This window comes from Formosa sp. A9, assembly GCF_051200825.1.
GTDB lineage: Bacteria > Bacteroidota > Bacteroidia > Flavobacteriales > Flavobacteriaceae > Formosa.
The window spans coordinates 1,320,906-1,343,447 of sequence record NZ_CP195158.1 but is presented as its reverse complement, the minus strand read 5'-3'; the positions used below and the strand labels follow the sequence as shown (position 1 = coordinate 1,343,447).

Here is a 22,542-nt window from a genome sequence, read left to right as displayed (position 1 = left end):
TTACATATATAGATTAAGCAGATTGACTTGCCAATTGCGCATCTATTTCTCTATCGTACTCTGGCGCTTTAACTTTATCTTCAGCAGTTTTAAATTTAATAGCCAAAGTACCAACAGCCATAATTAACACAAAAAAGCCAATTATTAAATAGCCGCTAGAAACTGCAGCTGATGATGCTGCGGACTGCGCGGCTTTTATAGCTTCTTGCCCCAATCCTTCGGTGGCTACAATAGCTGCTTTTTCGGCAACTGCCGATTTGGATTTTAAAAGTAAAGCTGCTAAAAAAGCACCAACGTTACCTCCTGCACCAACGATTCCTGATATAGAACCTATGGCCTTTTTATTAACAAAAGGAACTACAGAGAATGTTGCACCTTCTGCCATTTGAACCGATAAACTGAATAAAATTAAAAACACAATACCAAAAACCAGTCCTGTTGCTGTAGAAAATATAGACAGCATAATACCCTCTACCGCTAGTATTACCGATAAGAATAAAACACGACCTCTTAAACCTTTTAATTTTCCGAATTTATCGCCACAGAATCCGCCTAGAGTTCTAGCAAAAATGTTCATAAGCGCAAAAGACAATACTATATTCCCCGCCGTAACACGCTCCAATTTGAATGTATTCTGTAAATAATCATCCATTGTGCCGTAAACTGTTAATTCGATTCCGAAACAAGCTGCGTATACAAAAAATAAAATCCATACTCGGTAATCTTTAACAGCCTCCAAAAAGCCAACCTCATCTTTTTTAGTTTTCGGTAATTTACCTGCAGCCTTTAACTCCTTAAAATTACCATCTAAAGTATCTTGTGTAAAGTTGTAATAGACTAACCCCATTAAAAAACACACAACACCTGCTATTACCATAGCATAACGCCAAGCTTCCGACTCTGCGACACCAAAAGCTACTACCGCAGCTGCAATTAAAGGCATACCCAATCTGTTGGCGCCTCCTCCTAAATTACCCCAACCCGCAGACGTCGCGTTGGCTGTACCTACTATATTAGGCGCAAACATAATAGAGGTATGATATTGTGTAATCACAAACGAAGCTCCTATAAAACCAATAAAAAACCGACACACCATAAATTGTAACGGTGTCTGTACAAAGCCTAGTAAAATTACAGGTATTGCTCCTATTACTAATAACCAGGTATAACATAAACGCGGCCCGTATTTATCGCATAACTTACCTATTAATAATCTGGCAAATACAGTTCCTGAAACGGCTAGTATAATTGAATTCCATTTTTGAGAAGGTGTTAACCCTAAATCCTTTACTACATCTGGCATAAATGGTACGATACCAAACCAGGAAAAAAAACAAAGAAAAAAAGCTATTGCTGTAATCCAAAATGTACGTGTAGGTAGACTTTTAAAATTTAAAAGATCTAATTTAGTAGCTTTTGCAGTAATCATAATCGTTGAGTTTTACGTTAACGATATAAAATTAAGTATTAATACTTAATTTATACGTATATTTTTACGTATTTTTTCAATTATTATGTACCTGACAAAAAAATAGATTTAAATTGCTAATCTTTCAAAAAAGAGAAGTTAAAAACCTAAAAAGTAAACAGATATAAATTTATACCATTTAGGCAAATTGATATTTTGAAGCTATTTTGGTTAGTTCTATCAAATTCTTCACATCTAGTTTTTTCATTAAGTTGAAACGGTGCACTTCTGCTGTTCGCTTACTAACTTCCAGATCTTCGGCTATTTCCTTATTACTTTTTCCTTCTAAAACCAAAGCTAAAATCTGTTTTTCGCGTTTTGTTAGTTTAAATTTATCTTCTAACTTTTCTTGTCCTTCATTGGTTTCAACCACAGGATTGTGTTTTAAATTATTTACTATTATAGAAGATACATCGCCAGAAAAATACTTGCCACCTGAATGAATCATTTGTAAAGCCTTTAAAAATTCTTCTTTACTCGATCCCTTTAACAAGTAGCCGTCTGCTCCAGCACTAATCGCATTTAAAACATACTCTTCGGAATCATGCATAGAGAGTACCAGGGTTTTAATGCTATTGTTTTGTTTTTTTAATGCTCTTACCACCTCTATACCATTCATTTCTGGCATTCTAATATCTACAATAAGCACATCGGCCACACAGGATTTTATCATTTCCAGAGCTTCTACTCCGTTAGAAGCTTCACTTATAACATGAATTCCTTCTTGATCTTCTAACAACGATTTAATACCGTCTCTTACCAAAACATGGTCGTCTGCTAAAACTACGTTTATCATAATACAATAACTACCTAATTTATTTTACGTACAAATTAATTAAAATTTAAGTAAAACCACGTATTAAATAGGGATATTTAGTGTGATTCTTGTTCCTATTTCTGGCGTAGAACTTAAAAATAAGCGTCCGTTTATATAATTAATGCGTTCTTTCATAAAAGTCATTCCCATACCGCCCTCGCTCGATCTGATATTTTTGGGTTTATCAACATCAAACCCTTTACCATCATCATCTATAATAACACTTAAAATATGCTCGCTATGCGACACTGTTACAATAATATAGTTGGAATCTGCATATTTTATAGCATTGTTAATAGCCTCTTGGGTGATTCGGTAAATATTAATTTCAACTAAAGGCTCTAAGCGCTTAGCAAATCCTGTTTTATTATTGAGGATTATATTTTTTCCTGTAAGCTTAGCCAGTTCTTGTGTAAGTTTAGATAATGCTGGCACTATACCATAATCGCTTAATTCTGGTGGCGTTAAATTAAAGGTTGCTGCCCTAACCCCTTGTATAATGCTGGCTGTAAGTGCTTTTAAATGCTCTACCTTTACTTTAGCCTTTTCTATATCGTTTAAATTTACACTCTCTAAATTATACTTTAAACCTGTAAGCATTTGCCCAATGCCATCGTGAATATCTTTAGCTATACGGTTTTGTTCTTTTTCTTGATTTTCGATGATTTTACTGGAAATAATTTTCTGCTGATTCATCTTTTCCTCGTAACTCTCCCGCGTTAAGTGTTCAACTTCCAGTTGTGCTTCTTTCTTTTCGGTAATATCTGAAGCAATAATAATTGTTTCCGATTTTTCGCCTTTAGCATGTAAAGGAATTAAATACATTTCTAACCAAATAATCTCCCCCAAAGTATTTACAGCTTTTACCTCGCCCTGCCAGCCCGTATTTTGATTCGCTTTAAAAATGCGATCTATATATTCTTGATCTTTCTTGGTATTTGTGATAACTTCAGAAAAATTAGAATACTCTGTAAATGTATGGTACTTAAATAATTTGGAAAATTTTTGCCCCAGATGTATAATGTTTCCGCTGGAAGTTACTCGCGCAAACAACAGGGTTTTATCCATTGTTTCATTTAAAACCCTTAGTTCTTTCAAAGATTTTTCGTTCTCTTCCCTTAAGGCATTAGCTTCAACAGCATGATTAACAGCTTGTTGTTCAGACTTAATTAATTTAGAAATAGTTGCTCTAACCATTCTTGCCGTTGGTTTAAAAATGAAGAAAAACTCAGCAAACAATAATGCCAAAGTAAAAACCATTAAAAACAACTCCCAACGTTCTAATAACCGGACTTTTTGATTTGCTTCTCTATCGTACTGGTTTACGATAGAATCCATAGTTGCTAAAAACGACTTTTCGTTAGATATAATTCGGGCTACCGAAGATTGTACATCTGCAATAGTAGATTTTGGGTGCGACTCTAAAGTAGAAACAATAGCTTTTGAAGCTTTTAAAATTGTAGTGTAAGAAGATTTTAATTGCGAAAACTTCTGCAATATCTGCACACTATTTCTGCCAGATAATTTTAAACTATCGCTACCACTTAACAATGCTACATGAGATTTCTCCCAAAGTGCTAAGGTATTTTTTAAGGTATCTTTATACACCAATTGCTCTGCTAAGCTGCCTGCATTGGCTATTAACAAAGCTTCTTTACTTAGTTTTTGGCTTAGCATACGCTGCCGTCCGGCAACATTAATAACAGTAGAATCGTCTTGTTGATCTTTAAGAAAGTTTCTTACAATTATTTGACTAATAATTATGGAGAAAGCTACCGCACTTAATGCGATTATATATAAACGACGAAGTCTATTAAATGTACTGGTATCTAACGAACTGCTTCTGTCATTCATTTAATGTATTTTAAACCAAGGCTTGTTTAATAAGGTGTAGACTACGGTCTGAGTATGGCAATTCCAAAGCTTTTTTATGACCCGCTTCAGACATTTTATGCCACGTTTTTTTTACAATATCTATTAACTTGTCGTCGTCGTGTTTAGTTGCAAAATCTTCAAAATAAAACTGTAAAAATACTAAACACACAACATCTTCTAAAGCTTGAGAATCGTTGTCTTTTTTAAATGATTTTTTACTGATTAAAAACTGAACACGATTAATAAACTCGGCATCGTAGCCTACCGATTCTAAAATTTCTCCAGCAAGATTAGCATGCATTTTTTTTAGGTCGTTACGCCAATTCATGTACCCTGCTTTGTTCATCGGGTAATCTTTACGCGGTATTTCCCACCTGCAAATATGCTGGGCTCTTGCTGCTATTTGTAAAGCTTCCGACGCATCTGGTTTAAAATCCAGCAAACAATTTGTCATGCGTTGGGCATAAAGTAATTCTTTAGGCATCGCTGTTCCGTTGGCCATTTCCTGATTAGGATCTTTAGAATTTCTTTCGTCTATAGCAGCTATAGCTTTATCAAATATCGTATTCAAATTGTCGGTTTTAGATAGATTATCAAATCTATTCAGAAAATCCGATATATACAAAGTTGTCTTCTATTTTTACGGGATAAATTGAAATAGCATCCAGATCGCCATTAAGATTTTCGCCTGTAACTAACGAAAATGTTTTTTTATGCATTGGGCAAGCTATTTTAGGAATGCCTTTATCGTCGCCAATCATACCCCGAGACAACACCATTTCTAATTTATGCGGACACGCATTTTGGCACGCATACCATTGGTCTTTACGCTCGAAATAATACACTGCAACTTGCTTGTTTTTGTACTTAACACAAGCGCCACCATTTTTAGGAAAATCGCTAACTTTTGCGGCTTTAAACCATACTTTTACGTGATCTGGTTGAAATGCGGGTTGTAACCCTGTTAATATAGTATCCATAATTATATAATTTTTAGTTAGTAGACCAAGGCTCTGGCATTATTTGGTCGCGCATTGGCACAAATACAATGTTATCGTCTCTATCTTCTGAATTTATAAAGTGTTTAAATCTGCTTTGTAATTCTTCACGTTCTATTACTTGTTTCCACTCACATTCGTAAGCATCAACCAAACCTTGCATATCGTGTTCTAACTCTTCTGCCAGATTTAAACTATCGTCAATCACAATGGCTTTAAGTTGCTCTATACCGCCTTCAAGTTTTTCTAACCAGGCTGCCGTACGCATTAATGGTGCAGCTGTACGTATGTAGTACATTAAAAAGCGGTCTAAATATTTAATACAGGTCTCATTGTCTATTTGTTCTGCTAGTAAAACAGCATGTTTTGGGGTTGCTCCACCGTTACCACATACATATAAATTCCAACCACCTTCTACCGCAATTACACCAAAATCTTTACCGCGGGCTTCGGCACATTCGCGAATACAACCAGACACGCCTCCTTTTATTTTATGAGGTGAACGGAGCCCTTTGTAACGATTCTCCAAATCGATAGCAAAACTCACACTTTCGTCCATACCATAACGACACCAAGTAGAACCTACACAACTTTTTACAGTTCGAAGCGATTTTCCGTAGGCATGACCACTTTCGAAACCTGCATCGATTAAATCTTTCCAAATAGCTGGCAAATCGTTTAACTGTGCTCCAAATAAATCGATACGTTGACCGCCTGTAATTTTTGTGTATAAATTATACTTTTCGCCTACTTGCCCTAGCACCATTAATTTTTGTGGCGTAATCTCGCCACCGGGAATTCTTGGCACAACCGAATAAGTTCCGTTACGCTGAATATTAGCTAAGAATTTATCGTTGGAATCTTGTATAACATCTTCCTTATTAGCCGTATCGTTATATAAACTCGCAAATATTGAAGCCACTAAAGGCTTACACGTTTCGCATCCATCGCCAGCACCACAAGCATCTAACACCTCGTTAAAGGTTTGTAGTTTTTTCACTTTTATAATCCCAAACAATTCTTGTCGGGTATACTCAAAATGCTCGCAAATGGTTTCTTTAACAACTTTCCCTAACGATTTTAAAGTTTCATTTACCAAATCGGAAACCATAGGTTTACATCCGCCACAGCCAGTTCCTGCTTTGGTACAGCTTATTACATCATTTACAGAATTGCATTCTCCCGACTTCACAACCTCGCATATAGCGCCTTTACTTACACTTTCGCAAGAACAAATTTGTGCTGTATCTGGCAAATCCATAGCGCTTCCAAACACCGATCCGCCATCGGCTCGCGTACCTAATATTAAATCTTCTGCATTTTCTGGCAACGGAATACCATTCAAATACATTTGATGCAATATGTTATAGTCTGATGCATCGCCAACCAAAATCCCTCCCAAAAGTGTTTTTCCGTCGTGACTAACATTTATACGTTTATAGAGGTATTTGGTTTTATTTTCGAATAAAATTGAATGGCCTTTTTCTACTGGCATAAACGGTTCGCCAAAACTAGCTACATCTACCCCTATTAATTTTAGTTTGGTAGACATATCGATATCTTCGCTCATAAGCACCTCTGTTTCACCTAAAATTTGAGACACAGCTACTTCGGCCATTTCGTAACCCGGAGCCACCAACCCATAAATCATGTGATTATACAGCGCCACTTCGCCAATGGCATAAATCTCAGGATCGGAAGTTTGCATTTTATTATTAACAGTTATACCGCCACGCACTCCCATATCTAAACCACAGGTTTTACCTAAATCGTCGCGCGGACGAATACCTGCAGAAATTACCAGCATATCTACATCTAAAGTATCATCTTCACCAAACTCCATTCCTGTTATGGCTGTATCTCCTAATATTTGATTGGTTGCTTTATTTAAATGAATATTAATGCCTAACGACTCCAACTTCACCTGAAGCACCTTACTACTACGTATATCTAATTGTCTAGGCATTAATTTTTGTGCAAACTCTACAACATGAGGTTCTAATCCCATGTCCATAACAGCTTTTGCAGCTTCTAAACCAAGAAGTCCTCCTCCTAAAACCGCTGCTTTCGCATCTGGATTAACTGCTTTTAACTTATTAGCATAAGCCATCATATGCTCTAAATCTTCTATAGTACGGTACACAAACACACCTTCCTTTTCAACGCCTTCAATAGGTGGCACAAAAGGTAGAGATCCTGTTGCCAATACTAAATAATCGTAAGTATAAGTCGCATCGGCTGTTGTTGTAATTGTTTTTGAATTTCTGTGAATATCAGACACACGTGCATTAGTAATTAACTCGATACCGTGTTCGGCATACCACTCTCTAGGCGCCATCTCCAAGGCTTTAGCATCTTGATTTTGAAAAAACTCACTTAAATGAACACGATCGTAAGCTGGTCTTGGCTCCTCGCCAAATACAATTAATTTAAACGCTTCTTTAGACGCTTTCGCTACAAATTTTTCGCAAAATTTATAACCTACCATTCCGTTTCCTACAACAACAACTGTTTTCATATACGTAGTTATTTTCTATTACTTAATTCAAAAATAAGTATTAATACTTAATTAAAATATATTTAGTAGATAAAAAAACAGCGTAATACGTATTTTTAGTAATAATGAAATCAAAGCCTATATAAATTATCAATAATGAAATGATTCGATTCTAGTTTTAAAATATTATTTTTATTAGGATAATTAATCTGATATCAAGCAGATTGTCTATTAAACCAATTTAAAAACCACTAACCTTAAAACATTAGGTATGCAACAGAAATCAATACTTACCATTTTCATTATTTTAGTAACATCCGTTTGTTTTGCTCAATTTACTATAGACGGAGAATTTAGACCTAGAACAGAATATCGCCATGGTTTTGGTTCTATTATTCCTCAAGAGACAGAACCTGGTTATGGCATTTCAACCAGAGCTAGGTTGAATTTCGGATTTAAAAAAGAGACTTACGAATTATATTTTAGCGCTCAAGATGTTTTAGTTTGGGGAGAAAACCGACAAATATTACCAAAAGACGTTAACAACTCGTTTGCCATTTTTGAAGCTTGGGCTAACTTTAAAATTTCGGAAAATTTTTATACCAAAGCTGGCCGACAAATTTTATCGTACGACGACCAGCGCATTTTAGGAGGATTAGATTGGGCACAGCAAGGGAGAAATCACGATGCATTGTTGTTACAATTTGGTAAAGAAAAAACAGCTTTAGATGTAGGCTTGGCATTTAATCAGGATTACGACGAAATTTCAGGATTTCAGAATACAGGCAACACATACCATACTACAGGTTTTTTCTCGTACAAAACCATGCAATTTCTTCACTTTAATCGCCAATGGAACACGTTTAATTTAAGTGTGCTCTTACTTAATAATGGATTTCAGGAATTTGACGAAAATGATGATGCCGACGGAATTAGTAATCTTCAAACAATGGGAGCTCATGTTAGCTACCAAAAAAATAAATTTGATGCTGCAGGAAACATATATTTCCAAACCGGTAAACAACAAGGCAATTTAAAAGTAAATAGTGCCTATTTAGTAGGCCTTGATGCGCATTATAAAATAACCTCTAAAATTAAGCTAGGTGTTGGTTTTGAATTAATAAGTGGCACCGATGTGAATTCTGATGCTAACGAAACCAGTGCCTTTTTTCCTTTATACGGAACCAACCATAAATTTAATGGATTCATGGATTACTTTTATGTTGGTAATCACGCTAACTCTATTGGCCTTGTTGATTTTCATATCAATTCCATTTTTACTTTGGGAGAGCACTCTAATTTACTGGTAAGCTTACTTAACTTCTCTGGAGATGAAGCGTTACCAAGTGGCGAGAAAAACCTAGGGACAGAAGTTGATTTGGTATATTCCCACAAATTTAAAGAATTCTCTATATCTGTTGGGTATTCGCAAATGTTTGCTAGCGATGGCATGTACGAACTTAAAGGCGTAAGCGAAAACACAGCTGCCGACACTCAAAACTGGGCTTGGGCCATGCTTGTTTTAAAACCTAAATTTTTATAAGATTATTTTAGTAAAAAGAGGCTGTCTAAAAAATTGTTTTTTGTCAATCTGAATTTATTTAACTTCGTTGAATCTTCGATTTCAGATTTTCATAATTATTAATTTCAAATAAACCACTATAGACTGGAAGTCCAATTATTTGTATTTATCTTAGCCACAAATACACTAATATTCTTTATAAAAACTATGTCAAATATTCGTGCATTCGTGGCGGAAAAAATTTATAGAAACTGAAAGTCTTGCATTAAAAGTGCGTAGTTTTAACTAACGACAGAGACCAATAAAATGAGATTCTGTGTCAAGCACAGAATGACGCACTGTTAAACTTCTTGTACAGCCTCTTTTTTAATTATTAGTATATTCAACAGGATAGCCTTTGTGCTTCCATTCCGAAATGCCACCTTGTAAATCGTATATTTTCACAAAACCAGCCGCTTTTAATTTTTCAGCACATTTAGTGCTTCGGCCTCCAGCTCCGCAATACAGAACTACTGGTTTTGTTTTATCTAAAAGCGCTATATCTTCTGCAAAGGTTGGAGAATTATAATCGATGTTTTGAGATGCTTTAAGGTAACCATCTGTTAATCGCTCTTCGGGTGTTCTAACATCTACAACCTGTACTTCATCTAAACTTAATAGCGATTGCATCTCTTCGGAAGTTACAACTTCTATTGTAGCTGTTTCCGATTCTTTACATCCTTGGCAAAGTAATACTACTGTAATACAAATATATACTAGTTTCCTCATGGTTACTTATAATTAGCGCTCGGCGATATCGCCTGTCCAATCTATAAAACCTCCCAAAAGATTATAAGTATTCTCGAAGCCTAACTGATTCATTATACTACAAGCTTGCGCACTGCGTTTTCCTGAACGACAATACACATAATAATTTTTAGTTTTGTCTAACGCATCAACTTGAGCAATAAACTCGTCTCCTAAATAAATATCAATATGCTTTGCATTGGGAATGTATCCTTGGTCTACTTCGTCGTCTGTTCTTACATCTAGAATTACTGCATTACCATCTTGTTCTAATTGCTCTGCCCATTCGTCTTGTGTTAAATCTGCCATAGTTTGTTTATTTATTTTTTATCCAAATTTAAGTTTTATAAAAGATAAACGAAAAAAAAAATCCGAAATAGATAACTTCGGATTTTTTTCGAGTTCGCTTATGTGCTAACTACACTTTAATAGAACAACCAATAGCTTTGGTTTCTGTTTCTTTAATGGCTTTATCTTCTAAAAGTGCATCTACAGCATTTTCTACATATTTTGTATTTACAGCAGATGGATCTTCAAAATTATCGTCAATAGCACCTATATATTTTACTTCATTTCCTTTTTTAGTTTTCTGAAGCACGAATACATGTGGTGTTTTTGTAGCTCCGTATTGCGGATAAATAGTTTGATCGGCATCTATTAAATACGGGAACGTAAATCCTTTTTCTTCCGCCCTAACCTTCATAGCGTCTAAATTATCTGCAGGTTTTACTTTAACATTGTTTGGCATGATGGCCACAACAGGATATCCTTTAGCCGCATACTTTTTATCTAAATCTATAATACGATCTTCGTAAGCCACAGCATACGGGCAGGTATTACAGGTGAAAATGACGATATAACCTTTAGCATCTTTATAATCTTTTAAAGACACCATTTTTCCATCTACGTTTTTTAATTTAAAATCGGTAGCAATATCTCCAACTTTATAACCGCCTGTATCTTTTACAGGCGCAAAGGCCGATAGTACCAATAGCACTAATAAAGCCGACATGTGTTTGATAGTTTTCATAAGTATTAATTTAAAAATTGATTAATTTCTGTTTGTAATTCTTCATAAGTAAACGATTTTTCGAAGAATTTGCGTGTGTTTCCTTTATAAATAATTGTGGCCGGAATAGAACCAGACCATTCAGGATCTACTTTAGGGATCCAAGCATTAGAATCTGGATCGTTAAGCGCTACAACTTCCGACTTTAGTTGATGTGTTTTTATAAACGGAATAAGTTTAGTCTCGTATTGTTTCGAAAAATCTAAACTAACCAATAGCACTTCTACATCTTTATTGGCATAATCTTCAGTAATTTTTTCGAAATATGGCAGCTCTTTAACACAAGGCGCACACCAAGTTGCCCAAAAATTGACCACATAAATCTTATCTCCTGTTTTATGTAACAGCGGTTCTATTTCTGTAAAATTATAAACTTTTAAATCTGAAGTTTCTTTAACAACTTCTGTTTCTACTACAGGTGCCTCCTCTACTAAAGCTTCTGTTTTTTTAGCGGATTCTTTACAAGACATGCACACTAAAAAGCATAATAATAAATAATGTTTCATGCTATAAAAATAATGAAGACAAAAAGGCGGTTTTATTATTTAACAAAAAATTATAGAATTTATAGTGACCAATCCAAAAATCATTTATACATTTGTATATACAAATATTGTATATGAAAGAGTTAGAAGACATCTTAAAATCATCGCAACCCATCCCCCTTAAAAAGAAAACGGTTTTGAACATAACCTATTCTAGTATTTGGGCTAAAGAAACCATTGGCGGTATTTTTAAAACTTTCGATCTTTCTAACGAACAGTTTAATGTGCTTCGTATATTAAGAGGTAAAAAAGGAAGTCCAGCAAACTTACAGGACATACAAGACAGAATGGTTTATAAAATGAGTAATACCACAAGACTTGTAGACAAGTTAATTTTAAAAGGTCTGGTAGAACGTTTTACTTGCGAAAAAAACCGACGCAAAGTAGATATATACATTACTAAACAAGGCTTACAATTATTAAAAGAAATGGACCCTATTATAGAGGAAACCGAAAACAAATTAACAGCAAATTTAGACACCGAAGAATTAAAAACCTTAAATTATTTACTTACAAAATTACGTTCGTAATTTTTTTTAAAATCAAAATACTTGTATATACAACTAATGTAAAAACAACAATATTATGAATACATACTTAAAACACCTAAACTGGAGATACGCAACTAAACAATTCGATCCCAACAAAAAAATTTCTGACGCTGATTTAAATATTTTAAAAGAAGCTATTCAATTATCGGCATCGTCTTACGGTCTACAACCGTATAAAGTTTTAATTATTGAAGATAAAGACACGCGCGAAAAACTTAAGGCAGCGTCTTGGAACCAGTCGCAAATTACCGATGCTTCGCACATGATGGTATTAGCCAACATGACAGATGCAGACGATTCTTTGGTTGATGATTACATTAATAATGTTAGCGAAACTCGCGGTTTACCGCTAGACCAACTAGAGGGGTATTCGCAAATGATGAAATCTAACGTTATTGCATTACCTAACGAAGCCAAGAATGCTTGGACAGCAAAACAAGCCTACATTGCTTTGGGTAATGTTTTATCTGCCGCTGCATCGTTAGAAATAGATGCGTGTCCTATGGAAGGTTTCGACAACGCGGCTTACAATACAATACTCGGCCTTGACAAAGAGAATTTAAATGCCGCCGTTGTAATTACCCTTGGCTATCGCGCTTCAGAAGACGAAACACAACATTACAAAAAAGTAAGAAAACCAGAAAACGAATTGTTTTCAACTATATAATTAAATAAACACCTAAAAATTAAAACATGAAAAACACAGTAAAAACAGCATTTGTACTATTAATTGCTATTGCATTTGCATCATTCACAACTTTAAAAGACAAAAAAGTTAACGTAAAAGAAAGTCAAATTACATGGGTTGGCCACAAAGTAACTGGCGAACATAACGGAACTATTACCTTAAAAGAAGGTACCTTAGTTTTTAATGGCAAAACTTTAGCTGGTGGCGATTTTACTATGGATATGACCACTATTAACACAAAAGATCTTGAAGGTGACTGGAAAGCGAAATTAGACGGTCATTTAAAAAACGATGATTTCTTTGGTGTTGAAAAATTCCCAACAGCAACCTTAAAATTCACTAAAGTTGAAAGTCAAGGGCCAGAATATACCGTTACAGGAGATTTAACTATTAAAGGTATTACTAAACCTATAACTTTTAAAATGAATGCCGATAACGGTACAGCTACTGCTGCTTTAAAAATAGACAGAACTAAATACAACATTAAATACGGTTCGGCTAGCTTTTTCGACGATTTACAAGATAAAGCTATTTACGACGAGTTCGATTTAAATGTGACTTTAAAATACTAGTGGATCCCCTAATTCAGTAGACTAGTAGATTTGTGTGATTACCTGATTCCTGCAGATTCAAAAGCAATGTCTTGAACTGCAGGAATTTTTATTTTCATTTTTTTGAAAAAATATTTGAAAACTAATTTTACATTCCTATATTTGAATCAAATAAGTAAACAATTGAACACAATATTAAATCATACTTGGTGGTGGAATTCTCGAAACTCAAACTTCGTGAACTAGACCTATTACGTATATTTTAAACATAAAAAATAACAAGGCTTGTCATTCACGACAAGCCTTTTTTATTGCTTACAACACATGAAAACATTTAAATTAACCACACATTACAAAAAAATCCTTGCCGATACCATTACACCTGTTAATGTATATCTAAAAATAAGAGATAAATTTCCAAATAGCATATTACTGGAAAGTAGCGATTATCATGCAAACGACAATAGTTTTTCGTACATCTGCTTTAATCCTATTTCATCTATTAAAGTTCAAAACGAAACCATTTCGCAGCACTTTCCAAACGGCGAAACACTCACCACTTTAATCGATCAAAACGTCAGTGTAACAGAAGCCATTCACGACTATACTAAACGATTTACAGTAGACAACAACACTACTTTTAAATTTATAAACAATGGTATTTTTGGGTACATAGGCTACGATGCGGTTCGTTATTTTGAAGATATTAGCATTTCTAAAAAAGATAACGGTTTAGAAATTCCAGATTTATATTATGCCGTTTATCAAAACATAATTGCCATTAATCATTTTAACAACGAAGCTTATATTTTTGCGCATTGTTACGAAGCCGATAATAATATAGACGATATTCATCAGCTTATAAAAGCCAATCAGTTTGCTAGCTATCAATTTACAACAGACCAAGATATCGCGTCTAATTTAACCGATAACGAATATAAAAAACATGTCGAGCTAGCCAAACAACACTGTGCTCGTGGCGATGTGTTCCAATTAGTATTATCTAAAAAATTCTCTCAACATTTTAAAGGCGACGAGTTTAATGTGTATCGCGCATTGCGTAGCATAAACCCTTCTCCTTACCTATTTTATTTTGATTATGGTACGTTTAAAATTTTCGGCAGCTCGCCAGAAGCTCAATTGGTAGTTAAAAACAATCAAGCCGAAATTCATCCTATTGCAGGCACATTCAAGCGAACTGGAAACGACGAAAAAGATGCCGAATTAGCTAAAAAATTAGCGCAAGACGATAAAGAAAATGCCGAACATGTCATGTTAGTCGATCTTGCTAGAAACGATTTGAGCAGACATGGCAATCAAGTTACTGTAGAAACCTATCGCGAAGTACAGTTCTTCTCGCATGTTATCCATTTAGTAAGCAAAGTAATTGGTAAAAAACATAACAACACAGCAACCATGCAAGTGGTAGCCGACACCTTTCCTGCCGGAACCTTAAGCGGCGCACCAAAACATAAGGCCATGCAACTGATAGAAAAATACGAAAAAACCAGTCGCGAATTTTACGGTGGCGCTATTGGGTTTATGGATTTCGATGGCAACTTTAACCATGCCATCATGATTAGAACCTTTTTGAGTAAAAACCACAAACTACATTGGCAAGCAGGCGCTGGAATCGTATCAAAATCGAAACCAGAAGACGAACTTCAAGAAGTGTACAACAAACTTGGTGCCTTAACCAAAGCCATCGATTTAGCAAAAAACATTTAATAAGCCTAAACATTTTAAAACAATGAAACACATTTTAGTCATCGATAATTACGACAGTTTCACCTACAATTTGGTACATTATTTAGAGGATTTAGGCTGTCAAGTTACGGTAAGACGTAACGATAAAATAAGTTTGGAAGAAGTGGCTGTATTCGATAAAATTGTACTTTCTCCAGGACCTGGTATTCCAGATGAAGCTGGTCTTCTAAAAACCATCATTAAAACTTATGCACCTACTAAAAGCATTTTAGGGGTATGTCTTGGACAACAAGCTATTGGTGAAGTTTTTGGTGGAAGTATAAAAAATTTAGATAACGTATATCACGGAGTAGCTACAGAAGTTACTTTGGCGGTGACCGACGAGCCTTTATTTAAAGGATTCGAAAGCAGTTTCCCTGTTGGCCGTTACCATTCTTGGGTAGTCGACAATAATTTACCCGACGAATTAGAAGCAACTTCTTTTGATGAAAACGGTCAAATTATGTCACTCCGACATAAATTTTACGATGTAAAAGGTGTGCAATATCATCCCGAATCGGTGTTAACACCCAACGGAAAACAAATGCTTAAAAACTGGTTAGATTCTTAATTATGAAACATATTCTTAACAGACTCATCAATCACGAGCACATTTCAAAAGAAGAAGCCAAACGCGTATTGGTTAATATCTCTATGGGCGAATATAACCAAAGTCAAATTGCTTCCTTTTTAACTGTGTATATGATGCGTAGCATAACAACCAACGAATTGGAAGGTTTTCGCGATGCCTTATTGGAACTCTGTTTAGCAGTCGATTTTTCAGAGTACAACACCATCGACTTATGTGGTACAGGGGGCGATGGTAAAGACACGTTTAACATATCTACCCTAGCCTCTTTTATTACGGCAGGCGCAGGTGTTAATGTTACTAAACACGGTAATTATGGGGTGTCATCCGTTTCAGGGTCTAGTAATGTTTTAGAACATTTAGGCGTAGCTTTCACTAACGATTCAGGCTTTTTAGAGCGCTGTTTGGAAAATGCTGGAATTTGCATCCTGCACGCCCCGCTGTTTCATCCCGCCATGAAAAACGTGGCTCCTATTAGACGTGAATTAGGAGTTAAAACCTTTTTCAACATGCTTGGACCTATGGTGAATCCGGCCTTTCCTAAAAATCAGTTGGTAGGTGTTTTCAGCTTAGAATTAGCACGCTTATACGGCTATTTATATCAGAATACCGATAAAAATTTCACCATTCTTCACGCTTTAGATGGTTACGACGAAATTTCGTTAACCTGCGACACTAAAGTGATTTCTAATGGCATGGAAACTATGATTTCGCCAGAAGATTTTGGTGTACAACAAATAAAACAGTCCGATATTTTTGGAGGAAATACAATAAAAGAAGCTGCTGATATTTTTGTTAATATTTTAGAAGGTAATGGCACCAAAGCCCAAAACAACGTGGTTTGCGCCAATGCAGCCATGGCAATTGCTACAGTAAAAGGCACCTCGATTTCAGATGGCTTTGAAGCTGCCAAAGCCTCTTTAGCTTCGGGTGAAGCACTAAAACGATTACAAACATTAATAACATTAAGCGCTTAAACCATGACTATTTTAGATAATATTGTAGCCGATAAACGCCGCGAAGTCGATTTAAGAAAATCGCTCATTCCTGTAAAACAATTAGAGCAATCGGTGCTGTTTACTAGACCTACAAATTCTTTAGCTAAGGCTTTAAAACAAAGTAATACAGGAATTATTGCCGAACACAAACGCCGTTCGCCTTCTAAAGCCGTTATCAATCAAAAATTGAATGTGTTTGACGTAGCCAAAGGTTACGAGAATGCAGGAGTTTGCGGCATGTCTGTACTTACCGATGGCAAATATTTTGGTGGTAGTTTAGACGATTTATTAACAGCCAGAGCCAGTTGTAATTTACCCTTGCTACGCAAAGAATTCATTATCGATCCGTATCAAATTATTGAAGCCAAGGCTTATGGTGCCGATGTAATTTTACTCATCGCGGCCATTTTAACACGAGACGAAATCAAAATGTTTTCAGAATTGGCTAAAAGCTTACAATTGGATGTTTTATTGGAAGTCCATAATGAAGACGAACTTCAAAAATCGGTGATGCCAAGCCTAGACATGTTGGGAGTAAATAATCGAAATTTGAAAACCTTCGAAGTGTCTTTAGAAACGAGCAAGCAATTAAGCGCGCTTATTCCAGACGATTTTGTAAAAGTTTCGGAAAGTGGTATTAGCTCGGTTGAAGCCATCAAAACCTTGCAACCTTATGGTTACAAAGGCTTTTTAATAGGTGAAAACTTTATGAAAACCGACGATGCCGGCAAGAGTGCTACCGAATTTATAAATGCTTTAAACCAATAGTATGAAATTGAAAGTTTGCGGCATGACTTCGGGAGAAAATATTCAGGCCATCGCTAGCCTGAAACCCGATTTTCTTGGCTTTATTTTTTATGAGAAATCAGCTCGGTTTATCACTTCAGACATTCCTGAATTACCCAAATCGATTAAAAAAGTAGGGGTTTTTGTGAATGCTTCGGAATCGGAAATTATTGATACCGTTTCGAAATACGATTTTCAAGTCGTGCAATTGCATGGAGATGAATCGCCTGAATTTTGTTCGTCACTTCAAAGCAAACAATCAAATCTCGAAATCATAAAAGTCTTTTCTATAAAAGACCATTTCAATTTTAAAGTTCTAAAATCTTACGAGTCGGTTTGCGATTATTTTCTTTTCGACACCAAAGGCAAACTTCCAGGCGGTAATGGTTATAGTTTCAATTGGAATATTCTAGAAGCTTATCCATCTACTAAACCCTATTTTTTAAGTGGCGGAATCGGTTTAGACGACGTCAAAAACATCCATCAATTTCTAAAAAGTTCGGCGTCCAAATACTGTTATGCTTTAGATGTAAACAGTAAATTTGAAACGGCACCTGGCTTAAAAGATTTTAATCTGGTACAACAATTTAAAACACAAATACTAAGCAACACCTCAACTATGAATTACAATATAAACGAGCACGGTTATTATGGCGAATTTGGAGGCGCCTACATTCCCGAAATGCTCTATCCAAACGTAGAAGAATTACGCCAAAATTACCTTAAAATTATGGCCGAACCCGATTTTAAAGCAGAATTCAATCAGCTTTTAAAAGACTATGTGGGGCGTCCGTCGCCGCTCTATTTTGCGAAACGTTTAAGCGAACGTTACAACACCAAAATTTATTTAAAACGCGAAGATTTAAATCATACTGGTGCGCATAAAATCAATAATACGATTGGTCAGATTTTAATGGCGAAACGCTTGGGCAAAAAACGCATTATTGCCGAAACTGGCGCTGGACAACACGGTGTTGCAACGGCTACGGTTTGTGCTCTTATGGGCATAGAATGTGTGGTTTATATGGGCGAAATTGATATTGCCAGACAAGCGCCAAATGTAGCCCGCATGAAAATGCTAGGAGCCACAGTTGTGCCTGCATTATCGGGAAGTCGCACCTTAAAAGATGCCACTAACGAAGCCATTCGAGATTGGATTAACAATCCGGTAGACACACATTATATCATCGGAAGCGTGGTTGGTCCACACCCGTATCCGAATATGGTAGCGCGCTTTCAAGCAGTAGTTTCCGAAGAAATCGAATGGCAATTACAAGACAAAGAAGGCCGCACCAAACCCGACCATGTTATTGCTTGTGTGGGTGGTGGCAGTAATGCTGCTGGTGCTTTTTATCAGTTTTTGAATGATACGGATGTGAATTTAATTGCTGTTGAAGCGGCTGGTTTAGGTGTACATTCTGGCGAAAGCGCCGCCACTTCAGCTTTGGGTAAGGAAGGTATTATTCACGGTAGTAAAACCTTATTGATGCAAACCGACGACGGACAAATTACCGAACCCTACTCTATTTCGGCAGGATTGGATTATCCTGGAGTTGGTCCTATGCATGCCAATTTATTTAGAACTAGTCGTGCCGAATTCATATCGATTACCGACGACGAAGCCATGCAAGCTGGATTGGAATTATGTAAACTGGAAGGCATTATTCCCGCTATAGAAAGTTCGCACGCACTTGCCGTTTTTAAACAACGACAATTTAAACCAGATGATGTTGTGGTATTGAGTTTATCTGGCCGTGGCGACAAGGATTTGAACACCTATATCAACTATTTCGATTTATAAAAAGATGAACAGAATACATAAAAAACTACAAAAAACCGATAAGGTATTGTCTATTTATTTTACCGCAGGTTACCCGAATTTAAACGATACGGTTACTATTATCGAATCTTTAGAACAATCGGGCGTCGATATGATAGAAATTGGCTTACCGTTTAGTGATCCACTTGCGGATGGGCCTACTATACAAGCCAGTTCCACGCAAGCCTTAAAAAACGGGATGACGACTGCCAAGCTTTTCGAGCAATTAAAGGACATTCGGAAAACAGTTTCAATTCCTTTAATTATTATGGGCTATTTCAATCCGATATTGCAATATGGCGTAGAAAAATTCTGTAAAACCTGTCAAGAAATCGGTATCGACGGTTTAATTATTCCTGATTTACCTGTATCCGAATACAACGCACATTATAAAACGACTTTCGAAAAGTACGGTTTAATCAATGTCTTTTTAATTACGCCACAAACATCAGAAGAACGCATCCAGTTTATCGATTCTATTTCCAACGGATTTATTTATATGGTAAGTAGCGCAAGTGTTACGGGGAGTCAGTCGGGATTTGGCGACCAGCAAACCGAATACTTTAAACGTATTGCCTGTATGCAATTAAAAAACCCACAAATAGTCGGGTTCGGCATCAATAATAACGAAACCTTTATGCAAGCCACCGATTATGCCAAAGGAGCCATTATTGGTTCGGCATTTATAAAGCATTTAAACGAACATGGGGTTTCGAAAATTTCGGAATTTATAAAAGGCATTCGGGCTTAACAGTTGTTAACAAAGGTTTATAAAAGTTTAAACAGAAGTTCCAACTATAGTTTTTTATCTTATTGACTAATCAATAAAAAAGAAAAATTATGGGAATTATTAAGGAACACAAGAAATTTAAACCGAAAGAGAAACAATCCAATCCAACAAACCCTACTGGAAATGTAAACCAAGACACCAATAGTTTTGATTTGGATAAAGACACCATTAAAGAACAACAAAACAAAAAATAATTTTAAATTATTAATCTAGGGGGCTTTTCTTAACGAAAAGCCTTTTTTTTGCATTAAAATAAAATTCATGCCGTTAAACATTGTACTTTTTGAGCCAGAAATACCAAACAACACTGGAAATATCGGACGCTTAAGTTTGGCTACCGGCTCTCACCTACATTTAGTAAAACCCTTTGGTTTTGAGATAGACGATAAACGTTTAAAACGTGCCGGATTAGATTACTGGCAGCATTTAAACATATCTATTTACGACTCTATTGAAGCCTTTTTTGAAATGCACAGCGATAAAGACATGGTGTTTTTATCGAGCCACGGATCGAAAGCACATTGGGATATATCGTATACAGACAACATGTTTTTAATTTTCGGAAAAGAGTCTGTTGGTTTACCCAAACACTTGTTAGAGCAACATAGCGAACAGCTTTTTAAAATCCCGCTGTACTCTAACCATGTTCGAAGTTTAAATCTTGCAAACGCTGTAAGCATAGTTGTTTACGAAGGATTAAGAAATTTAAGGTAAATTATATATTTTAAATTTCCCTTTAATTTAATTTGTACATTTCGGTAACAAAATCCAATTAAATTTTTGTGCTATGGAAGATATCGAAAATGTAGAATTAACCTATTTAAGTCTAGACGATTATCAGGAACTTAAAGCGGCTATGATAGAATCGTACAGCAGTATGCCCGATTCGTATTGGCGCGAACATCAAATAGAAACCCTTATAAAACAATTTCCAGAAGGCCAAGTTGTTATTAAAATCAACAATCAAATTGCAGGTTGCGCGCTGTCTATTATAGTAGATTATAATAAGTTAGACGATGCCCATACCTATAAAGATATCACTGGAAATTATACCTTTAATACGCACACTAAAAATGGCGATGTTATTTATGGAGTTGAAGTATTTGTAAAACCTGAATATCGTGGTTTACGCTTAGGAAGGCGCTTATACGATTACCGAAAAGAACTATGCGAGCGCCTGAATTTAAGAGGTCTTGCCTTTGGCGGACGCATCCCAAATTACCATAAATACTCGAACGAACTCTCACCAAAACAATACATAGAAAAAGTAAAACGGAAAGAAATTCACGACCCAGTTTTAAATTTTCAAATTTCGAATGATTTTCATCCTACCCGCGTTTTAAAAAATTATTTGGAAGGCGACACCAATTCCGAAGATTATGCCGTGCTTTTAGAATGGGATAATATTTATTATGAAAAGAAACAAAAAAAAGCGGCAACCACAAAAAAAATAGTGCGTTTAGGACTGATTCAATGGCAGATGCGCCCCTATAAAAATCTGGATGAAGTTATGGAACAAGCCGAATATTTTATCGATGCTGTTTCGGGCTACCGCAGCGATTTTGCATTGTTTCCAGAATTTTTTAATGCGCCGTTAATGGCTATAGATAATCACTTGTCCGAACCCGAAGCCATCCGTAATTTAGCCAAGCACACTGCAGAAATTGTACAACGTTTTTCTCAATTGGCTATTTCGTACAACATCAATATCATTACTGGCAGTATGCCAGAAATTGCCGAAAACAACCGTTTATATAATGTAGGTTATTTATGCAAACGAGACGGTACAACAGAGCGTTACGAAAAATTGCACGTAACTCCAGACGAAGCCAAGGTTTGGGGTATGGAAGGCGGCACCGAACTTAAAACCTTCGATACCGATTGTGGTAAAATAGGCATTTTAATTTGCTACGATTCCGAATTTCCAGAGCTAAGTCGCTTACTGGCCGATGAAGGTATGGACCTACTATTCGTGCCGTTCTTAACCGATACACAAAATGGCTACTCCAGAGTCCGCCATTGTGCCCAGGCACGAGCCATAGAAAACGAATGTTACGTGGCCATTGCTGGTAGTGTTGGCAATTTACCTAAAGTACATAACATGGACATTCAGTTTGCACAATCTATGGTGTTTACTCCTTGTGATTTTGCCTTTCCTGCAAATGGAATAAAAGCTGAAGCCACTCCCAATACCGAAATGATTTTAATAGCCGATGTAGATATCGATTTACTAAGAAACTTAAACCAATTTGGTAGCGTAAAAAATTTGAAAGATCGACGTAAAGATATTTTTGACTTAAGAAAACTATAACAGATAAATTTACCATTTTTAAAGTGCCATAAGTTATACTTATGGCACTTTTATTTTAAGTAGAAACTTTAACAATTAAACAAACGTTTAATTTAAACAATTGTTTAAATTTGACCCAACAAACAACTAATGGAAA

23 protein-coding genes and 1 pseudogene are annotated in these 22,542 nt (G+C 35.8%); 14 read left to right on the top strand and 10 right to left on the bottom strand.

What is annotated here, in order from left to right:
* Positions 1-13: 13 nt before the first annotated feature.
* The 6 genes from ACR9EA_RS05900 to nirB all read right to left on the bottom strand — a co-directional run bounded on the left by ACR9EA_RS05900 (position 14) and on the right by nirB (position 7,676).
* Positions 14-1,429 carry an MFS transporter gene (locus ACR9EA_RS05900; RefSeq protein WP_435138684.1) on the bottom strand — a complete coding sequence of 472 codons (1,416 nt, stop codon included), beginning with the start codon at positions 1,427-1,429 and terminating at the stop codon, positions 14-16.
* Positions 1,430-1,607: 178 nt separating this feature from the next.
* On the bottom strand, positions 1,608-2,264 hold the full coding sequence (locus ACR9EA_RS05895) for a response regulator (protein WP_435138682.1): 657 nt from the start codon (positions 2,262-2,264) through the stop codon (positions 1,608-1,610).
* Between the two features lie 63 nt (positions 2,265-2,327).
* The gene (locus ACR9EA_RS05890; protein WP_435138680.1) at positions 2,328-4,139 is read right to left on the bottom strand and encodes an ATP-binding protein; all 1,812 of its coding nucleotides are present in this window, start codon (positions 4,137-4,139) and stop codon (positions 2,328-2,330) included.
* Between the two features lie 10 nt (positions 4,140-4,149).
* Complete coding sequence (locus tag ACR9EA_RS05885; protein ID WP_435138678.1) at positions 4,150-4,731, bottom strand: DUF4202 domain-containing protein; 582 nt, start codon at positions 4,729-4,731, stop codon at positions 4,150-4,152.
* A gap of 28 nt (positions 4,732-4,759) precedes the next feature.
* On the bottom strand, positions 4,760-5,140 hold the full coding sequence (nirD, locus tag ACR9EA_RS05880) for a nitrite reductase small subunit NirD (RefSeq protein ID WP_435138676.1): 381 nt from the start codon (positions 5,138-5,140) through the stop codon (positions 4,760-4,762).
* 13 nt (positions 5,141-5,153) lie between these two features.
* Positions 5,154-7,676, bottom strand: coding sequence for a nitrite reductase large subunit NirB (gene nirB, locus ACR9EA_RS05875; RefSeq protein ID WP_435138674.1), 2,523 nt, complete (start codon positions 7,674-7,676; stop codon positions 5,154-5,156).
* 250 nt (positions 7,677-7,926) lie between these two features.
* On the opposite strand from nirB, the gene ACR9EA_RS05870 reads away from it, so the two are divergent.
* Entirely contained in the window at positions 7,927-9,198 is a 1,272-nt protein-coding gene (locus ACR9EA_RS05870; RefSeq protein WP_435138672.1) for an alginate export family protein, read from the top strand.
* A 345-nt stretch (positions 9,199-9,543) separates the two neighbouring features.
* Here the strand turns inward: ACR9EA_RS05870 and ACR9EA_RS05865 are convergent, their stop codons facing one another.
* The 4 genes from ACR9EA_RS05865 to ACR9EA_RS05850 all read right to left on the bottom strand — a co-directional run bounded on the left by ACR9EA_RS05865 (position 9,544) and on the right by ACR9EA_RS05850 (position 11,538).
* Entirely contained in the window at positions 9,544-9,945 is a 402-nt protein-coding gene (locus ACR9EA_RS05865) for a rhodanese-like domain-containing protein (protein WP_435138670.1), read from the bottom strand.
* 12 nt (positions 9,946-9,957) lie between these two features.
* The gene (locus tag ACR9EA_RS05860; RefSeq protein ID WP_435138668.1) at positions 9,958-10,272 is read right to left on the bottom strand and encodes a rhodanese-like domain-containing protein; all 315 of its coding nucleotides are present in this window, start codon (positions 10,270-10,272) and stop codon (positions 9,958-9,960) included.
* A gap of 109 nt (positions 10,273-10,381) precedes the next feature.
* Entirely contained in the window at positions 10,382-10,993 is a 612-nt protein-coding gene (locus ACR9EA_RS05855; RefSeq protein ID WP_435138666.1) for a thioredoxin family protein, read from the bottom strand.
* Positions 10,994-10,998: 5 nt separating this feature from the next.
* Positions 10,999-11,538, bottom strand: coding sequence for a TlpA family protein disulfide reductase (locus ACR9EA_RS05850; protein ID WP_435138664.1), 540 nt, complete (start codon positions 11,536-11,538; stop codon positions 10,999-11,001).
* Positions 11,539-11,651: 113 nt separating this feature from the next.
* Between ACR9EA_RS05850 and ACR9EA_RS05845 the strand changes: the two genes are divergently transcribed.
* The 13 genes and pseudogenes from ACR9EA_RS05845 to ACR9EA_RS05785 all read left to right on the top strand — a co-directional run bounded on the left by ACR9EA_RS05845 (position 11,652) and on the right by ACR9EA_RS05785 (position 22,406).
* Positions 11,652-12,107: a MarR family winged helix-turn-helix transcriptional regulator gene (locus tag ACR9EA_RS05845; protein WP_435138662.1), complete on the top strand. Its 456-nt coding sequence runs from the start codon at positions 11,652-11,654 to the stop codon at positions 12,105-12,107.
* Positions 12,108-12,162: 55 nt separating this feature from the next.
* A complete protein-coding gene (locus ACR9EA_RS05840; RefSeq protein ID WP_435138660.1) occupies positions 12,163-12,795 on the top strand; it encodes an NAD(P)H-dependent oxidoreductase in 633 nt (210 codons plus the stop codon).
* Between the two features lie 26 nt (positions 12,796-12,821).
* A complete protein-coding gene (locus ACR9EA_RS05835; RefSeq protein WP_435138658.1) occupies positions 12,822-13,388 on the top strand; it encodes a YceI family protein in 567 nt (188 codons plus the stop codon).
* A gap of 303 nt (positions 13,389-13,691) precedes the next feature.
* A complete protein-coding gene (locus ACR9EA_RS05830) occupies positions 13,692-15,095 on the top strand; it encodes an anthranilate synthase component I family protein (protein ID WP_435138656.1) in 1,404 nt (467 codons plus the stop codon).
* A gap of 22 nt (positions 15,096-15,117) precedes the next feature.
* On the top strand, positions 15,118-15,684 hold the full coding sequence (locus tag ACR9EA_RS05825; RefSeq protein ID WP_435138654.1) for an anthranilate synthase component II: 567 nt from the start codon (positions 15,118-15,120) through the stop codon (positions 15,682-15,684).
* A gap of 2 nt (positions 15,685-15,686) precedes the next feature.
* Positions 15,687-16,679 carry an anthranilate phosphoribosyltransferase gene (gene trpD / locus ACR9EA_RS05820; RefSeq protein WP_435138652.1) on the top strand — a complete coding sequence of 331 codons (993 nt, stop codon included), beginning with the start codon at positions 15,687-15,689 and terminating at the stop codon, positions 16,677-16,679.
* Between the two features lie 3 nt (positions 16,680-16,682).
* The gene (gene trpC, locus ACR9EA_RS05815) at positions 16,683-17,468 is read left to right on the top strand and encodes an indole-3-glycerol phosphate synthase TrpC (protein ID WP_435138650.1); all 786 of its coding nucleotides are present in this window, start codon (positions 16,683-16,685) and stop codon (positions 17,466-17,468) included.
* 1 nt (position 17,469) lies between these two features.
* A pseudogene (locus ACR9EA_RS05810) lies at positions 17,470-18,063 on the top strand (phosphoribosylanthranilate isomerase); the annotation flags it as partial.
* A 42-nt stretch (positions 18,064-18,105) separates the two neighbouring features.
* A complete protein-coding gene (trpB, locus tag ACR9EA_RS05805; protein ID WP_435139824.1) occupies positions 18,106-19,287 on the top strand; it encodes a tryptophan synthase subunit beta in 1,182 nt (393 codons plus the stop codon).
* Between the two features lie 4 nt (positions 19,288-19,291).
* Positions 19,292-20,056, top strand: coding sequence for a tryptophan synthase subunit alpha (gene trpA / locus ACR9EA_RS05800; RefSeq protein WP_435138648.1), 765 nt, complete (start codon positions 19,292-19,294; stop codon positions 20,054-20,056).
* Positions 20,057-20,145: 89 nt separating this feature from the next.
* Entirely contained in the window at positions 20,146-20,289 is a 144-nt protein-coding gene (locus tag ACR9EA_RS05795; RefSeq protein ID WP_435138646.1) for a hypothetical protein, read from the top strand.
* A gap of 67 nt (positions 20,290-20,356) precedes the next feature.
* Positions 20,357-20,809 (top strand): tRNA (cytidine(34)-2'-O)-methyltransferase, encoded by a 453-nt coding sequence (locus tag ACR9EA_RS05790; RefSeq protein WP_435138644.1) that lies wholly within the window; start codon positions 20,357-20,359, stop codon positions 20,807-20,809.
* A gap of 73 nt (positions 20,810-20,882) precedes the next feature.
* Entirely contained in the window at positions 20,883-22,406 is a 1,524-nt protein-coding gene (locus ACR9EA_RS05785) for a carbon-nitrogen hydrolase family protein (protein ID WP_435138642.1), read from the top strand.
* Positions 22,407-22,542 lie beyond the last annotated feature (136 nt).